This window comes from Mesorhizobium sp. KR2-14, from assembly GCF_040049255.1.
GTDB lineage: Bacteria > Pseudomonadota > Alphaproteobacteria > Rhizobiales > Rhizobiaceae > Pseudaminobacter.
This window is the reverse complement of the sequence record NZ_JBDZDR010000005.1, coordinates 71,348-86,198: the sequence shown is the minus strand read 5'-3', so window position 1 is coordinate 86,198 and position 14,851 is coordinate 71,348. Positions and strand designations below refer to the sequence as shown.

Annotated in this window: 12 protein-coding genes and 2 pseudogenes; 6 read left to right on the top strand and 8 right to left on the bottom strand. The window is 62.8% G+C overall.

What is annotated here, in order from left to right; all coding sequences use genetic code 11:
• Positions 1–75: 75 nt before the first annotated feature.
• The 6 genes and pseudogenes from ABLE86_RS14700 to ABLE86_RS14675 form a co-directional block, all read right to left on the bottom strand.
• Positions 76–1,040 (bottom strand): annotated as a pseudogene (locus tag ABLE86_RS14700) (PfkB family carbohydrate kinase).
• Positions 1,037–2,080 (bottom strand): sn-glycerol-3-phosphate ABC transporter ATP-binding protein UgpC, encoded by a 1,044-nt coding sequence (ugpC, locus tag ABLE86_RS14695; RefSeq protein WP_348779709.1) that lies wholly within the window; start codon positions 2,078–2,080, stop codon positions 1,037–1,039. The pseudogene ABLE86_RS14700 and the gene ugpC overlap by 4 nt, the downstream one beginning before the upstream one ends.
• Entirely contained in the window at positions 2,080–3,594 is a 1,515-nt protein-coding gene (gene argH, locus ABLE86_RS14690) for an argininosuccinate lyase (protein ID WP_348779708.1), read from the bottom strand. Before argH ends, ugpC begins: the two co-directional genes overlap by 1 nt.
• A 3-nt stretch (positions 3,595–3,597) precedes the next feature.
• Positions 3,598–4,449 carry a carbohydrate ABC transporter permease gene (locus tag ABLE86_RS14685; RefSeq protein ID WP_348779707.1) on the bottom strand — a complete coding sequence of 284 codons (852 nt, stop codon included), beginning with the start codon at positions 4,447–4,449 and terminating at the stop codon, positions 3,598–3,600.
• Positions 4,446–5,318 (bottom strand): sugar ABC transporter permease, encoded by an 873-nt coding sequence (locus ABLE86_RS14680; RefSeq protein ID WP_348779920.1) that lies wholly within the window; start codon positions 5,316–5,318, stop codon positions 4,446–4,448. Before ABLE86_RS14680 ends, ABLE86_RS14685 begins: the two co-directional genes overlap by 4 nt.
• 86 nt (positions 5,319–5,404) lie before the next feature.
• Positions 5,405–6,670 carry an extracellular solute-binding protein gene (locus tag ABLE86_RS14675; RefSeq protein WP_348779706.1) on the bottom strand — a complete coding sequence of 422 codons (1,266 nt, stop codon included), beginning with the start codon at positions 6,668–6,670 and terminating at the stop codon, positions 5,405–5,407.
• A 281-nt stretch (positions 6,671–6,951) separates the two neighbouring features.
• Between ABLE86_RS14675 and ABLE86_RS14670 the strand changes: the two genes are divergently transcribed.
• From ABLE86_RS14670 to ABLE86_RS14650, 5 genes and pseudogenes are all read left to right on the top strand, one after another.
• Positions 6,952–8,166, top strand: coding sequence for an ROK family protein (locus ABLE86_RS14670; protein WP_348779705.1), 1,215 nt, complete (start codon positions 6,952–6,954; stop codon positions 8,164–8,166).
• Positions 8,167–8,201: 35 nt separating this feature from the next.
• A complete protein-coding gene (locus tag ABLE86_RS14665) occupies positions 8,202–10,607 on the top strand; it encodes a PIG-L family deacetylase (RefSeq protein ID WP_348779704.1) in 2,406 nt (801 codons plus the stop codon).
• A 1-nt stretch (position 10,608) separates the two neighbouring features.
• Positions 10,609–11,514, top strand: coding sequence for a DMT family transporter (locus ABLE86_RS14660; RefSeq protein ID WP_348779919.1), 906 nt, complete (start codon positions 10,609–10,611; stop codon positions 11,512–11,514).
• 152 nt (positions 11,515–11,666) lie between these two features.
• A complete protein-coding gene (locus tag ABLE86_RS14655) occupies positions 11,667–12,194 on the top strand; it encodes a hypothetical protein (RefSeq protein ID WP_348779703.1) in 528 nt (175 codons plus the stop codon).
• A 132-nt stretch (positions 12,195–12,326) separates the two neighbouring features.
• Positions 12,327–12,659, top strand: a pseudogene (locus ABLE86_RS14650) (transposase); the annotation flags it as partial.
• Between the two features lie 14 nt (positions 12,660–12,673).
• Here the strand turns inward: ABLE86_RS14650 and ABLE86_RS14645 are convergent.
• A complete protein-coding gene (locus tag ABLE86_RS14645; protein WP_348779932.1) occupies positions 12,674–12,805 on the bottom strand; it encodes a hypothetical protein in 132 nt (43 codons plus the stop codon).
• A 140-nt stretch (positions 12,806–12,945) separates the two neighbouring features.
• The gene (locus tag ABLE86_RS14640; RefSeq protein ID WP_348779702.1) at positions 12,946–13,941 is read right to left on the bottom strand and encodes an ABC transporter substrate-binding protein; all 996 of its coding nucleotides are present in this window, start codon (positions 13,939–13,941) and stop codon (positions 12,946–12,948) included.
• A gap of 233 nt (positions 13,942–14,174) precedes the next feature.
• Between ABLE86_RS14640 and ABLE86_RS14635 the strand changes: the two genes are divergently transcribed.
• Complete coding sequence (locus ABLE86_RS14635) at positions 14,175–14,777, top strand: TetR/AcrR family transcriptional regulator (protein WP_348779701.1); 603 nt, start codon at positions 14,175–14,177, stop codon at positions 14,775–14,777.
• Positions 14,778–14,851 lie beyond the last annotated feature (74 nt).

Sequence of the window (14,851 nt, the reverse complement as noted above, 5' to 3'; positions counted from 1 at the left end):
GACTGAAGTCAATCTTTCCGGCGATCCTCGCCGGCGACGGGAATGAGATCAAGGACCTCGGCCTCACCTCAAGCCTCAATCCGACCTTACTAAGCCTGCCCCGCAATGCGAAGCACTGGTGGGCACATTGGCATGCACACCTTCTGCCACGCCGCGCAAGATCGCGGAGCCGCCGGCTGCCTGGACCGCGAGGCCGCCATAACGGATACCGGCCGCGAGGCAGGCTTCTTCGTTCTCGCCCGACAGCCAAGCGTCGATGAAGCCTGCGTTGAAGGCATCGCCGGCACCCGTCGTGTCGACGGCCGGCACGTTCTCGGCGCGGCGATGCAAGATTTGTGCGTCCGACTTGAGCCAGGCACCGTCGCCGCCCGCCTTGAGCGCCACGACCGGGAACGCCTCGGCGAGGAGGGCGACGGCGGCAACCGGGTCGTTCTCGCGGGTGATCGCGACCGCCTCTTCCATGTTCGGCAAGAAGACGTCGACACCGGCACAGCGGTCGAGCAGGTCGGCCTCGTAGATCAGCGTTTCGTCCCAGCACGGATCGAGCGAAATCGTGAGCCCCCTTGCCTTGGCGCGCATCACAAGATCGGGAATTTCGTGCAACGCGGCGTACTCGGCGATGTGAAGGTGGCCGGCCGCCTGCCAGTCGAGTGCTGCCTCGAGCGTGTCGGGCAAGACCGAGCCGGCACGGCGAGACAGGAAGGCGCGATCACTGCCGATCACCGAGGCGACGGTCACCTGAGGGCCGGCGCCCGCCGATTTCTCGAGGAAGCGCATGTCGGCGCCGCTGGCCCGAAGCTCGGGCTCGATGCCAGCCGACAGGGCATCGGTGCCGAGGCGGGCGACGAGCGCCACCTCGCGGTCAGCATTGGCCATGTGCGCCGCCGCGATGAAGGCGCCGCCGCCGGCGGCCATCTTCATGCCCTGGGCAGACACCTCCCTGCCCGGCTCGGGCAGCGAGCCAAGGCCGGTGAAATGAGATCGCAATAGATCCGGCCGATGCTGAGCACCGCCCGGCGCGTGGCATTTCCCGAAGTCATTGACGGCCCAGGCTTTTCTCGGTCCTGGCGTCGAACAGGTAGAGGCTGCCGGGCGCCGCGCGGCAGCTGAGCGCCGTGCCTGCCGCCGGGATGAACTTGGCCGGCGCCGTGGCGATGACTGATGTGCCGTCGATGTCGAGATGCACCAGTGTCTCTGGTCCCAGCGGCTCGACCGCAGTCACCGTGCCGTTCAGCACCAGGCCGTCGCCGCCCTTCTCGCCCTCGGCCAGTGCGATCAGGTTGTGCGGGCGGATGCCGACGAGGATGTCGCCCCCCTTGCCAATCTCGACGCCGTGGCCATTCTTGCGGCCGGCCATCAGGTTCATCGACGGGCTGCCGATGAAGCGCGCGGTGAAGACGTCGACCGGGTTCTCGTAGAGATCGGTCGGCGTGCCAGTCTGCAGGATGTTGCCATCGCGCATGACGACGATGCGGTCAGCCATGGTCATGGCCTCGACCTGGTCATGGGTAACGTAGACCGTCGTGGTCTTCAGCCGCTGGTGCAGGCGTTTGATCTCGATGCGCATCTGTGAGCGCAGCTGCGCGTCAAGGTTGGACAGCGGCTCGTCGAACAGGAAGGCCGAGGGATTGCGCACCATGGCGCGGCCTATGGCGACGCGCTGGCGCTGGCCACCGGATAGTGCCGCCGGACGGCGTTCGAGATAGGCTTCGAGGCCAAGGATACGGGCTGCCTGCTCGATCCGTTTGTCCTTCTCGACCTTCGACAGCTTCGAGGTGTAGAGGCCGAAGCCGATATTCTGGCGCACGCTCATATGCGGGTAGATGGCGTAGTTCTGGAACACCATGGCAATGTTGCGCTGCTTGGGCTCGCGCTCGTTCACCACCTCGCCGCCGATTTTGAGCCGGCCGCCGGAAATATCCTCGAGGCCGGCGATCATGCGCAGGGTCGTCGACTTGCCACAGCCCGAGGGACCGACGAACACGACAAATTCGCCGTCGGCGATCTGCAGGTCGATGCCGCGCACCACATCCAATTTGCCGTAGCGCTTGACCAGCTTTTCGAGTTCGATCGTCGCCATCAGCGCGCCTCCACCAACGCCTTGAATTTCTCGCCGAGTTCCTTCGCGGCTTTCGCCTCGTGCCCGACATGGTCGTTTGCAACGGCTTCGAAAGCCGTCGCCTTGTTCCTGTAGATGCCCAGCGCCTCGGCCAATGGCTCCGGGGCGGGTCCGCCGAAGCGGGCGCGCACGGCGACGAAATGCTCTGGGGAGACGATCTCTTCGAACTTGTCACGTCCAAAGGACGGCTCGCGCCCGGTCGAATGCCTGAAGGCTTCCAGGAACGGTGCGTAGCCGTCATTGGCAAGCCCGCCGCCGGCAGCCACGACGGCCTTGGCGACGATAGCCGCGATCTCGTGCGCCTCGCGGAACGACAGGCCTTCGATGCGGACGAGCGAGTCCGCCAGTTCGGTGATGGTTATGCAGGAGCGGCGGATGTTGTCAGCGACACGCTCAGGATCGATCCTGATCGCGGCGACGAATGCGGCGAGCAGGTCGAGCACGCGGCCGGCAGCAAGGAACGCCTCGTAGCCCATCGACTGGGTTTCGCCCTCGCTGTCGTTCATGTCGGTGAACGGCGTGTTGTGGATGACGTTGAGCACAGTGCGGGCGCGGCCCATCGCCTGGCTAGCCAGCAGACGCATGTGTTCGATCGGCACAGGATTACGCTTCTGCGGCATGATTGAGGAGATCTGGACGAAGGCGTTGGGCACGTAGATCTGGCCGACCTCGAAGGCGGTCCAGAACTGGAAGTCCTGGATGAGGCGGCCGAGATGCAGGAACATCAGCTCGATCGCCGAATAGGTCGAAGTGATGTAGTCGGATGCGGCAATGCAGCTGTAGGAGTTGCGCAGCGGTGCTGCAAATCCGAGCAATTCGGCGACGCGCGCCCGGTCGATCGGAAATCCCGAAGTGGTGATGGCGGCAGCGCCCATGGGTGACAGGTCGACGATCTTGCGGGCTTCTTCGAAGCGTTCGATGTCGCGGATGAGTACCTCAATGGCAGCTGACAGATAGTGGCCGAAGGTCGATGGCTGCGCCGGCTGGCCGTGGGTATAGGCGACAACCAGCGTCGCCTTCTCGCGCTCGGCAGTCTCGATCATGGCGTTGAGGAGGTGCCGCGCCTTGACCATCAGCGCGTCTATGCGCTGCTTGAGACCGAGCTTGAACAGCGTGTGATCGATGTCGTTGCGCGAGCGCGCCGTATGAAGGCGGCCGGCGACATCAGGCCCCAATCGGGCTTTCAATTCCTTTTCGATGAGAAAAAAGAAGTCCTCGACCTCGCCGGTATATTCGAGCTTTGATGGATCGACCTCGCGGTCGATTGCTTCAAGCGCTCCGGCAATCGCCGATGCCTGCCCGGCGTCGAGGATGCCGGTTTCGGCCAGCATCACAAGATGGGCGCGGTCGATGGCGCGGAAGCCCTCCACATGGTGGCTCTTGGCGCCGTCGAAAAGCGGCCGAAGCACCGTCTCTTTGTAGACCGGATCGGGGAATGCGCTCTTGTCGGAGAGCCTCGGGTTCAGTTCAGGCATTTTCTATCCCTTGAGCCCTGCGAGCATGACGCCGCGGACGATGTAGCGCTGGAGTCCGACGAAGACGAGCAGCGTCGGCAGGGTCGCGATCGCCGCCCCCGTCATGATCATCTCCCACTGGATGGATTGTTCGACGGCGAAACTCGATAGGCCGACCGGTAGCGTGTAGAGTTCGCGGCTGGTGGTGACGATGAGCGGCCAGAAGAACGCCGTCCAGTTGCCGAGAAAGGTGAAGATGGCGAGGGCCGAAAGCGCGGGCGTCACCAGCGGCATCGCCACCTTCCACCAGATTTGAAACTCGTTGAGCCCGTCGACGCGCGCGGCTTCCAGGAAGTCGTTGGGCACACCTTCGAAGAACTGCTTCATCAGGAAGGTGCCGAAGGCCGTCATCATGCCCGGGAACATGATACCCCAGTAGCTGTCCAGCCAGCCGAGATTGGCCGACATCAGATACCACGGGATGACAAGCATCTCGGTCGGGATCATCAGCGTCGACAGGATGGCGAGGAAGATGAAGTAGCGGCCGCGGAATTCGAACTTGGCAAGCGTGTAGCCGACGAGACTGTCGAAGAACACATTGGAGACGGTGACGGCGACCGCCACAATCATCGAGTTCATGAACCAGCGCATAAAGTGCCCGTCGGCGAGGATGGTGATGTAGTTCTGCAGCGTCGGCGCCGACGGGACCAGCCGGAGGTCATAGACCTGGCCGGCCGTCTTCAGCGATGTCGAGAACATGAAGGCGAGCGGCGTGACCATGATCACGCCACCGATGAACAGCAGCGTCCAGACAAGGATGCGGCCAGGACGTAGAGCAGCGTGAGACAGCGCCGGGGTTTCGGTTACGGCGCTCATTTCTTTTCCCTCAGGATCCAGAGCTGCAACAGCGACACGCAAAGCAGGATGGAGAACAGCACGACCGTCTGCGCAGCCGCATAGCCCATTGCGTAGGATGAAAACGCGGTTTGATAGATCATCAGCACCAGCGGCTTGGTCGAGCCGAGTGGCCCGCCGGGATCGTTGGTGGTCATGTTGTAGACCTGGTCGAAGATGCGCAGGAAGCCGATCGACGAGAACACCACCAGGAACACGGTCGTGGGCTTGAGCAGCGGCAGCGTAATCTTGCGCAGGATCGCCCATTCGCCGAGCCCGTCGATGCGAGCTGCCTCATGGAAGGTGCTGGGGATGGCGCGCAGGCCGGCCATGAAGATGATGATCTGGAAGCCGAGGCCGGCCCATATGGCTGTGACCATGATCGACGGCAGCGCCTGGTCGACCGAGCGGATGAACTGCTGCTGCGGGACGCCGATGGTGCCCAGCACGTTGTTGATCACGCCGATGGGCGCCGGCTGGTAGAACCAGCGCCACACCCAGGCCATGGCGGCTGCCGTGGTCAGGTACGGCAGGAAATAGAGGCCTCGGATCAGTCCATGCATGAAGCGCACGCGATCGAGATAGAACGCGATGACGAAGGACAAGAGCAGGCTGATGGGCGTGCCGATGACGAGATAGGCGAAAGTGTTCTTGAACACCTTCCAGAATTGCGGGTCGGCGAACAATTTCTGATAGTTCGCCAGCCCGATGAACTGTGGCGGCTTCAGGAGATCCCAGTTCGTCAGCGAAAGCCAGAAGGCCTCGATGGTGGGGTAGAAGCGGATGACCGAATAAAACAGAATCGGCAGGGCGAGGAAGCTCCACACCCAGACCAGCCGCTTTGTCCGCATGGAACGGCGGTCCCAGAAGGTTCCGCCGGGGCGGCTCACCGCCGCCCCCTGCCGATCCGCAGCCACAGTCATTGGCGCCCCCGGCCTTACTTGGCCGCGCTGTCGATAATCACCTGCTCGGCGGCAGCGCCTGCAGCAAGCGAGTCCTTCACCGACTGGCCTTCCAGCAGGATGCGGTTGGTCATGTCGATCGTGTTCTGGCGCTGGGCGGCCTCGTCCACGAACATGGTGGTGTGGGCATATTCCAGGCCCTTGAGGAACGGACCGTAGATCGGGTCGGCCAGGTTGGTGTCGGTCATGGCGGCCGAACGGCGTGCCGGTAACTCGCCGACGGTCTTCAGCCAGATGTCCATGGCCTCGGGCGACGAGATGTAGGCCAGGAACTTCTTGGCGGCCTCGAGCTTATCGCCTTCGGTCTTCGAGCTGATGCCGTTGGCGAAGTAGCTGGCATAATTCGAACGCACGCCCTCGGCATTGGCAGGGAGTTCGGTCACGCCCCACTCGAAGCCGTCGATCGACTTGAAGGCACCGAGACGGAAGGTGCCGTCGATGGTCATGCCGGCCATGCCAGCGCGGAAAGCCGCCTGGCCTTCGTCCATGAAGCCGGCCTGGCCGATTTTCTTCTCGATCTGCAGGTCGGTATAGAACTTCAGCGCCTTCTCACCGGCCTCGGTGTTGTAGGCCACCTTGCGGTCGCCGTCGGTGTAGGGCTCGCCGCCGAACTGACGGACCAGCACTTCACGCCACCACTGGTGATCCTGGCCGCCCATATCGAGGGTCGAGCCGGCGACGACGAGGTTGCCGCTGGCGTCATGCTTGGTGATCTTCTCGGCCGCCGCGACGAACTCGTCCAGCGTCTTCGGCGGGTTTGCCGGGTCGAGGCCAGCCTCGGTGAACAGCTTCTTGTTGTAAAAGAGAGCCAGCGAGCGCACAGCAGTCGGCAGGCCGTAATAGTCGTCGCCGCGCTTCATGGCGCTTACGATCGGAAAGAATTCGCTCTCGATCTTGTCGTGCGGGAAGGCGTCGGTCGGCAGCGGCTGCAGCAGGCCGCCGGCCACGAACTTGTCGAGCCAGCCGTAGAACAGTTGCATCACGTCGGGACCCTGGCCACCCATTTTGGCCGCGATTACGCGGGTCTGGTAGTCGGCATAGGGGAAGGTCGTCTGCTTGACGGTGATATCCGGATTGGCCTTCTGGAAGTTCTCGATCAGCTGATCCATCGCCTTCACGCGGGTGTCGAACACGTACTGCCAGTATTCGATCTCGACGGCCTGGGCCGCGTTGAGAGCCAGCGTGCTGAAACCTGCGACCAGGCCGGCGAACAGAGTGGTTCTGCGCATGTAATCCTCCATCTGCGCCCGCCGGCTTCTCCCGGCTACGGGCGATTACTATCCCCTTGGACCCGTTCCCCGCAGGCAATCGAGGTCTTGGTCGTGCTGCTTAAATTCATGGGCCATCGAACGCGGGCTGATCACACCCGACGATACTGACACCAAGGAGTTGCGGATCCTCCCCGCATCCTGGCCTCTACGGTTCCCTTTCGCCGGTCGCTTGTCAATAAGACAATTTACTTGAATTAATCTGTTGCAGCTCGCGGAGCTTCCGCGTTATCGGTTTTGCGGAGCAGGTCAGGATGGGCGAGATGGCGTATCAGCCCGGAAGCACACATCAGGTCACATTGGGCAAGAACCCGGAGCGCAGCCGCGATCACAACCGCCGCGTGGTGCTCGATGTCGTGCGCCGTCACGGCTCGCTGGGGCGCATGCACATCGCCCGGCTCACCCATCTGACGGCCCAGGCCATCGCCAACATCGTCGACGAGCTGGTCAGCGAAAACCTGTTGATGGAGACCGGGCGCCTGCGTTCGGGCCGCGGCCAGCCGCCAATCCAGTTCGCCGTCAATCCCGACGGCGCCATGACCATGGGCATCGAAATTGCATCCGACCACATGGTGGCGACGGTACTCGACCTGACGGGACAACCGCGGTCCAGGCGCATCACACCCGTGCGCGACACCAGTCCGAACCAAGTGATCGCCCATCTGCGCGCCCAGCTCGAAGCCGTGCGCAAGGCCTTCAAGGCGCCCCTGCTCGGCATTGGCGTGGTCATGCCCGGCCCGTTCGAGATCGAGGGCATGACCTCGGTCGGCCCGACCACCCTGCCTGGCTGGGCCGACATCGATGCCACCAGCCTGCTGAGCGAAGCCTGCGGTGAGCTGGTGTGGGCCGAGAACGACGCCAATGCCGCGGCCGTCGGCGAGCGCCTGTTCGGCGCGGGCCATTCGATTTCCAGCTTCGCCATGATCTATTTCGGCGCCGGCCTGGGTCTCGGCATGATCCAAGACGGGGTGCCTTTCCGCGGCGCCTTCGGCAATGCCGGAGAAATCGGCCATGTCGTGATCACCCCGCGGGGCCGCACCTGCCCGTGTGGTCAACATGGCTGCCTCGAGCGTTATGCCTCGGTCTATGCCCTGCGTGAGAGGCTCTGCGAGGCAGGCATTGCCAACTGCGATTTTGCAGATCTTGAGAGGCTCCACGCCGAGCGCCATTCCGTACTGGTAGAGTGGATCGACGAGGCGGCGGGTCACCTTGCGCCGATGATCGCGATGATCGAGAACATCCTCGATCCGGAGACAGTGATCCTTGGCGGCATGCTGCCGGACGCGATTATCGACGAACTCATCGAACGCATGGGAAAGTTGCCGATCTCGGTCGCCAGCCGCAGGACGCGCGCCCTACCCCGCGTCATTCGCGGCCAGACCGGCCAATACACCGCGGCCCTCGGCGCCGCGGCGCTGCCGCTGTTCGAAGTGGTGACGCCAAAGCTTGAGACGGCGGCGAGCGAATAGCCGCCATAAAATTCAGCATACCGGAGGAAACAAGCATGCTCACAGCCCGCGAACGCATCGAGCGACAAAAGGCAAGCCCTTCGTTCATCCGGCTGCACCGGGCGCTGACCCGGCTCAAGTCGACCGTGACGATGATGAACACCGGCGCCCATCCCGACGACGAGCAGAGTGGTCTACTGGCCTGGTTTCGTCTTGGGCTCGGCATGCGCGTTATCGTCGCCTGCTCGACGCGCGGCGAAGGCGGCCAAAACTCGCTTGGACCGGAGCGTCTCGGCGCGCTCGGCATGATGCGCACGCGCGAAATGGAAGAAGCCGCCCGCGCGCTCGACGCCGATATCCATTGGCTCGGACACGGCCCGGAGGATCCGGTCCACGACTTCGGCTTCTCCAAGGACGGCGACCAGACCCTCGCCCGGTGGGGCGAACAGCGCACGGTGGAGCGCCTCGTGCGCGCCTATCGCAGCGAGCGGCCCGACATCGTCATCCCGACCTTCCTCGACGTGCCCGGACAGCACGGTCACCACCGCGCCATGACCCGCGCCGCCGAGACGGCCATCCGCATGGCAGCCGATCCCGCAGCATTCCCCGAGCACTTCGCCGAGGGCTTGAGCCCTTGGCAGGTGGCGAAATATTACCTGCCGGCATGGTCCGGCGGCGGCGACACCTATGACGACGAGGTACCTCCGCCCGATGCCACGGTTATCGTCGATGCGTCTGGCCGCGAGCCGGCGACCGGCGCCGAATACAACCGCATCGGCGAGTGGTCCCGCTACTATCACGCGTCGCAAGGAATGGGACATTGGCCCGACCGAGCCGACACGCGCTGGCCGCTGCACCTGCTGCTGGCCAGGAATGGCATGAACGCAGAAACGTCGGTGCTGGACGGCCTGCCCGTTTCGCTCGCAGATCTCGCCACGTCCCGCAACCTTTCCTACGAAGCCGCCCAGGCGCTGAAGGCGGCGGGCACCGCTGTCAACACGGCGATCGCGGCCTTCCCGAACACGGATGCCATCATTGGAGCCCTCACCGAGGCAGCGACCCAGCTCGATGCGGCACGTGAGAACGCGTCGCCCGCCTTCCTCGAACTGCATCGACACCGCCTCGGCCGCAAAGCGCGCGAGATAGACGCCGCGCTGATCGAGGCCGCCCGTATCTTCGACCGCGCCGTGCTTGCTCCGGCAACACTGTCGCCTGGCGAAACCGGCGTGCTGACCGTCGACCTCGCTCCAGGAGCCGAGGGGCGCTCGGTAAAGGTCGAAGCGGTGCTGCCAGAGCGCATTGTCGCCAAGGCCGATGCCTCCTCTGGCTGCCGGCGCACGTTCTCCGTCTCCGCAGCGACCGACGCCGCCTATTCCAATCTCTATGCCCCGGCCTGGTCGGCGCTCGCGGGCAATGGTGAGGCACACGTACTGGTCACCGCCAGCTTCGGCGACCATGTTGCCCGCGCCACCTTCGACCTCGAAGAGCCCTTAGCTGTGCTGCCGGCCAGCTCGGTTACCATGGACCCGGAAGCGATCCTCGCACCTGTCGAAGGCGGCAGGCGCGAATGGCCGGTCAAGATGACGGTCGGCGGCAGGCAGGCACCTGTCACGCTCGGCATGGCCGACGGCTGGTCGCTGGCGCAGACATCGGCCGGCCAGATGCTTCGCGCCCCCGAGAAGATCGATGCCGGGCTGAGGACCATCGTCCCCGAGGTCGGCGGCCGGCCGGCACTGCGGCTGACGCCGATCTCTTATTCGCATATCGGCCGCGTCACCCACCGCCAGCCCGAGACCCTGAAAGTGCTAGCGCTCGACCTCACGCTGCCGGAAGGTGCCCGCGTCGGCTATGTCGGCGCCGGTGCCGACCGGGTCGGCCTATGGCTGTCGCGTCTGGGCCTCGACGTCACCGAACTGGACGCCAAGGCGCTGTCGGGCGATCTCAACCGCTTCACCACCATCGTGGTCGGCATCTTCGCCTTCGGAATTCGAAAGGATCTGGCCGCGGCCACGGAAAAGCTGCATCGCTTCGTCGAAGACGGCGGGCATCTCGTCACGCTCTATCACCGCCCGACCGATGGTTGGAACCCGTTGGAGACGCCACCGAGGAAACTCGAGATCGGCTCGCCGTCCCTACGCTGGCGCGTAACGAATCCCAATGCGGCGGTCACGGTGCTGACGCCGAATCACATTCTGCTGAACGGCCCGAATGCCATCGGCCCGCAGGACTGGTCCGGCTGGGACAAGGAACGAGGGCTCTACTTCGCTGCTCGTTGGGACGAAGCCTACGAGCCGCTTGTGTCGATGCATGACGTCAACGAACAGCCGCTGCTGGGGGCGATCGTCTCGGGCAGCATCGGCAAGGGCCGCCACACCCACACCTCGCTCGTGCTGCACCACCAACTCGACAAGCTGGTGCCGGGCGCCTTCAGGCTGATGACCAATCTTGTCCAGCCAGTCTGAAATCGCGGAGCCGCTTCCGGCGGTCGAGGAGCGGCACAAGGCCAACCGCGAGGGCATCGTCTGGGTGCTCGCCGACATGCTGCTGGTCGCCGGCGGCATGACGGCGCTCGTCAAGGCACAGGGCATGGTCTACCCAGCCTTCCAGCTCGTCTTCATCCGCTCGCTGATCGGGCTGATGTTCATCATGCCGCTGATCTGGCGCCATCGCCACCAGATCCGCCACCCCAGGCATCCGTGGAAAAACATCTCGCGCATCAGCTGCAATGCGATTGCCCTGACCAGCCAGTTCCTCGCCTACACCATGCTGCCTTTGGCGGTGGTCAACGCGCTGTCCTTCTCGCGGCCGCTGATCACCATGGCCATGGCGGTCGCTTTCCTCGGCGAGACCGTGTCACGGCTGCGCTGGATCGGTGCCGGGCTCGCCTTCGCCGGCGTGCTGGTGATGCTGGCGCCGGGCGGCGTGGAGTGGAACCTTGGCCTGCTCGCCGTGTTCGGTACAGTGTTCTTCGGCTCGCTGGCGATCATCCAGACGCGCGCGCTGCGCGACGAAAACACCACGGTGATGATGGTGTTCTATACGGTCGGCCTTGCCGTGATTACCGCCGTTCCCGCCATCTTCGTCTGGCAGCCGGTCAAGGCCTTCGACTGGATTCCGTTGCTCGGCATCGGCTTGCTGGCTCAGGCCGGCCAATATTGCTTCCTGCGCGCCTATCGTCTGGCCGAGGCCAGCGTGCTCGCACCCATAGGTTACCTTTCGATCGTCATGACCACCGCTGCAGGCTACCTCTTCTTCGGCGAAGTGCCTGACGGGCGCATCGCCATCGGTGCGGTACTGATCCTCATCGCTCTGCAGACGACGGCCTATCTCGAACGCCGTAAGGCGCACAAGGGAACAACTAGGCGGTAGTGACCACCTGCGCTTTCGACTTCCTGGCAGTTTTCGCCTTCAGCCATAGTCATAACCCATAAATCCGAAACGACGACCGGCTCGACAGTTCGCGCACCCGAAGGCAGAGGTGGTGCCGTTTTCTGGGACAGGGGCATAAGGTGGATCGCCCGATGAAAAGGACGATCCAGGATGAAGACACGCAGACGATTTTCGGCCGAGTTCAACGCCAGGTGACGATGGAGATCGAAGCGATCGCCGATCGCGAGGACGTCGCACGCCGGCTGATGACAATCCCCGGTAGGGGCGGAACAAGAACTGTTCCCAGCGACACGCTAAGAGGGCGTTTGGAAATTAACGATTGCGGGGTCGGCTTGCCCCCAAGTAGGAGACATCAGGATGAGTTGCAGCCGATACCCGTCGAACTTGACGGGCAAGCAGTGGGCGATTGTCGCGCCGCTGTTACCATCACCGAAACGGCGCGGTCGGCAGCGCCGGATCAGGCTTCGTTCCGTGATCGACGCGATATTCTATCTGCTGCGTACTGGTTGCCAATGGCCACAGCTGACTTCCGCCTTGGAGCACGGTCTACTGGTATTTTCGGTTATGGCAGCGCACCGGGGTTTGGGTTCGTTTGCAACGAGAGATCTACAGGCTCACGCGCATTCGTTCCGGCCGCGCGGAATGTCCGTCGGTCGTGATTTGGATGGGCAGTCTGTGAAGACTACCGAAGTTCGCGGAACCCGTGGGTCTGATGCCTCCAGGCGAGTTAAAGGCCGAAAGCGCCATATTCTGGTCGATACACTCGGCCTACCGATCGTGTCGAGGCTGCGGATATTTCGGATCGGCGCGCCGGAGCGTTGTTGACCAGTGGACTGAAGGCGCTCTTTCCGGCGATCACCACCGTGATCGCCGACGCCGGGCATGAGAGCAAGAAATTCGCTCACGCACTGGCAGAGCAGCAAGGGTGGCGGCTGCTGATCGTCAAACGGCGTCAGCGTGCCTTCAAGATTACCGGCTTGACCTCGATCGTGGAACGCAGCTTTGCTTGGCTCGGGCTCAATCGTAGGCTCAGCAAGGACTATGAGTATCGCGTCCAGACGTCCGAGACGATGATCGACATCGCAGCCACCCGGCTCATGCTTAATCGCCTTGCAAAACGTTGATTCTCTAACACCCTCTAAGGCGTGCGGGTGACCGCCGCGTTCGTCTCGTAGATCTCCTGTATGATCGCCAGCTTCCCCGCCGTGCTCCAGCGCCGCCGCCGTTCCGGCCCGGAAAGGACCTCTATCTTATGGTCGATGCTAGTCATAATACCGACGTTACTCCTGACGCTATAAGTGGGGGAGCATGTCCGGGCCTTTCGCGAGCTAATTCAGTCAAACAAAAAACGCCCGCCATCCAACCGGGATCACGGGCGTTAGCTTCTTCAAGCGACAAGGCCTTGCGACCTTACTGCGCGGTCATCTTCAGGTTGGTGTCGAGAAACTCCGAGGTGAAGGCCTGGGAAGGGTCGAAAGGTGCATCCAGTTCGAAGAACGTGTCGACCAACTCGTAGGTCTTGGCGACCTGCTCCGTATCAAGATAGCCGAGTGCTTTGGTCGTGGTATGCGCGTCGGCCATCAGTTCCTTGACGCGGCCCCACTGCTTGACCATCTCTCCACGCTCAAGCCCGCTTGCGCCCGCTACCAAGGCGTCGATGCACGGATCGGAGTTCTGGACGCAGGCCATGTAGGCGCGCTGCGTCACGCTGACGAAGGATGCGACGGTGTCCTTGTGCGACTCCAGATAGTCGCCGTTGACGATGAAAGAGTTGCCGTACGGATTGAGACCGATATCACTCCAGCGCACATAGCCCAGGTCGTCGCCGAAGGTTTCGATCTTGAGGTCGTGGCCGTTGTAGAAGTCGGAGATGATGTCGACCTGATCCGCGGCCATCGTCGGGATCTTTGCCTGCGGTGCGACGTTGACGAAGCTGACTGCATCTTCTTCCAGGCCGGCAGCCCTGGCGAAGGCCGGCCACATTATGCGGGCGGCGTCAGCCGGCGGGTTGCCGATCGTGCGGCCCTTGAAGTCCGCGACGGTATCGATGCCCGACGACTTCTTCCAGTAGAACACGAACGGCGCGTTGGCATAAAGGCTCATGACCGCGACGAGGTCGGCGCCCTTGCTGCGGGCGACGAATGCGGTGCCAAGCTCGGCGATGCCGATGTTGTTGGTGCCGACGCCGACAGACTGGGCAGACATTGAGGAGCCCTTGCCGGTTTCGATCGTGAGCGCGATGCCGGCATCCTTGTACCAGCCCTGCTCAAGCGCATAATAGAGCGGCGAGTGGTCGGCGGTGGGCGTCCAGTTCAGCACAATGCTCAGTGGCTCTTCAGCAACGGCGCTCGCGGAAGAGGAGGCCAGCATGGCTGCTGCTGCAAAAATTGCCCCTGTCTTGTTCATTGTCATTCCCCTTGAATAATTGTTTCGCCAGTCCCTCAATCTGCATCAGCGCGCCGATGGTCGACCGTTCTTGCAAACTGCATTAAACAGGAGGCTAACCCTGCGCCCCATGCGCGTCAATAAAATGATCAACTATTTGGTTATCTCTGATGTCAAAGAACGCCGACGGTCCTGCTGATAAGACCGCTGCCGAACCGAAGAAGCCCCGACGCAGGAGCGGCAGGAAGGACGATTTGTCGAGCCGCGAACTGCTTTTGCGCGCGGCCCGCAAGGAATTCGCGAGCAAGGGGCTGGAGGGTGCCCGGGTCGACGAGATAGCGCGCAAGGCCGGCGTCAACAAGCAACTGGTCTATCACCACTTCTCGAACAAGGAGACGCTCTATCGGGCGGTGCTGGAAGAGGCCTATGCGCGTATCCGAACCGAGGAGGCGAAACTAGACGGGAGTGACGGCGATCCGCGCGAAGTGATGGCGCGTCTCGTCGCCTTCTCGTTTGACTACCTGGCTGCAAACCGTGATTTCGTAGCGTTGCTGACCGATGAAAATCTCCACCGCGGTCGCCACCTGAAGAAGTCGGAAAACCTGCCGCAACTGCACTCTCCGCTCATCGCAATGATCGAGGAAACATTGGAACGAGGCGTGGCTTCCGGGCAGTTTCGGGCGGGGCTCGACCCCGTGCATCTTTACATTTCGATTGCCGGCCTGGGGTTCTTCTATTTCAACAACATCCACACATTGTCGGCGATTTTCGACTGCAAGTTTAACGACAAGGAACGCATTGAAGAGCGGCGTGCGCATGTGGTCGACTTCGTCATGCAGGCGCTGCAACCTGATTGACAGACAGCTTTCCTGCTCTTAGCATCAACCAATTGGTTGGTTGAAGATTGCCTCCATTAGAAGCCCAGGAGTGA

Coding starts and splice junctions, on each gene's coding strand:
- ugpC (WP_348779709.1), bottom strand. CDS start 2,080: ATGGCGACGATCGAACTCGAAAAGCTGGTCAAGCGCTACGGCAAATTG.
- argH (WP_348779708.1), bottom strand. CDS start 3,594: ATGCCTGAACTGAACCCGAGGCTCTCCGACAAGAGCGCATTCCCCGAT.
- ABLE86_RS14685 (WP_348779707.1), bottom strand. CDS start 4,449: ATGAGCGCCGTAACCGAAACCCCGGCGCTGTCTCACGCTGCTCTACGT.
- ABLE86_RS14680 (WP_348779920.1), bottom strand. CDS start 5,318: ATGCGGACAAAGCGGCTGGTCTGGGTGTGGAGCTTCCTCGCCCTGCCG.
- ABLE86_RS14675 (WP_348779706.1), bottom strand. CDS start 6,670: ATGGAGGATTACATGCGCAGAACCACTCTGTTCGCCGGCCTGGTCGCA.
- ABLE86_RS14670 (WP_348779705.1), top strand. CDS start 6,952: ATGGGCGAGATGGCGTATCAGCCCGGAAGCACACATCAGGTCACATTG.
- ABLE86_RS14665 (WP_348779704.1), top strand. CDS start 8,202: ATGCTCACAGCCCGCGAACGCATCGAGCGACAAAAGGCAAGCCCTTCG.
- ABLE86_RS14655 (WP_348779703.1), top strand. CDS start 11,667: ATGAAAAGGACGATCCAGGATGAAGACACGCAGACGATTTTCGGCCGA.
- ABLE86_RS14645 (WP_348779932.1), bottom strand. CDS start 12,805: ATGACTAGCATCGACCATAAGATAGAGGTCCTTTCCGGGCCGGAACGG.
- ABLE86_RS14640 (WP_348779702.1), bottom strand. CDS start 13,941: ATGAACAAGACAGGGGCAATTTTTGCAGCAGCAGCCATGCTGGCCTCC.